Below are 1176 nucleotides of genomic sequence, written 5' to 3' on the forward strand. Positions count from 1 at the left end.
TTTCTTCGGCCTGACGGTCGCCGAGCGGGCCGCGGCCGAGCTCGGCAAGCGCGTGCTGGTGCTCGACCGGCGTCACCACATCGGCGGCAACGCCTACTCCGAGCCCGAGCCCGAGACCGGGATCGAGATCCACAAGTACGGCGCGCACCTGTTCCACACCTCCAACGAGCGGGTGTGGGAGTACGTCAACCGTTTCACCGACTTCACCGGCTACCAGCACCGCGTGTTCGCGATGCACAAGGGCACGGCGTACCAGTTCCCCATGGGGTTGGGCCTGATCAACCAGTTCTTCGGGCGCTACTACTCGCCCGACGAGGCGCGGGAGCTCATCGCCGAGCAGGCCGCGGAGTTCTCGGCCGAGGACGCGGCCAACTTCGAGGAGAAGGCCATCTCGCTCATCGGGCGGCCGCTCTACGAGGCGTTCATCAAGGACTACACCGCCAAGCAGTGGCAGACCGACCCCAAGAACCTGCCCGCCGGCAACATCACCCGCCTGCCCGTGCGCTACACGTTCGACAACCGCTACTTCAACGACACCCACGAGGGCCTGCCCGTCGACGGCTACACCGCGTGGCTGGAGAACATGGCCGCCGACGAGAAGATCGACGTGGTCCTGGACACCGACTGGTTCGACGTCCGCGAGGCCGTCCGCGCGGCGAGCCCGGACGCGCCCGTGGTCTACACCGGCCCGCTGGACCGCTACTTCGACTACGCCGAGGGCGAGCTCGGGTGGCGCACCCTGGACTTCGAGACCGAGGTCCTGCCCACCGGCGACTTCCAGGGCACCCCGGTGATGAACTACAACGACGCGGAGTTCGACTACACGCGCATCCACGAGTTCCGCCACTTCCACCCCGAGCGGACGAACTACCCCACGGACAAGACCGTCATCATGCGCGAGTACAGCCGCTTCGCCGAGCGCTCCGACGAGCCGTACTACCCGATCAACGAGTCCACCGACCGCGAGCGGCTGGCCCTCTACCGCGACCGCGCCAAGGCCGAGACCGCGGCGAACCGCGTGATCTTCGGCGGCCGGCTGGGCACGTACCAGTACCTGGACATGCACATGGCGATCGCGTCGGCGCTGACGATGTTCGACAACACCCTCGCCCCGCACCTGCGGGACGGGACGCCGCTCGCCGACTGAGGCCCGGCCGGCCCGGCCGCGGCGGGTCC

At 68.4% G+C, this 1176-nt stretch carries 1 protein-coding gene; it reads left to right on the forward strand.

What is annotated here, in order from left to right; genetic code table 11:
* The coding region (gene glf / locus G6020_RS09170; RefSeq protein WP_182610403.1) for a UDP-galactopyranose mutase at positions 1 to 1147 on the forward strand (1147 nt) is incomplete at its 5' end.
* Positions 1148 to 1176: the final 29 nt, after the last annotated feature.

The organism is Dietzia sp. B19 (genome assembly GCF_014145155.1).
Lineage (GTDB): Bacteria > Actinomycetota > Actinomycetes > Mycobacteriales > Mycobacteriaceae > Dietzia > Dietzia natronolimnaea.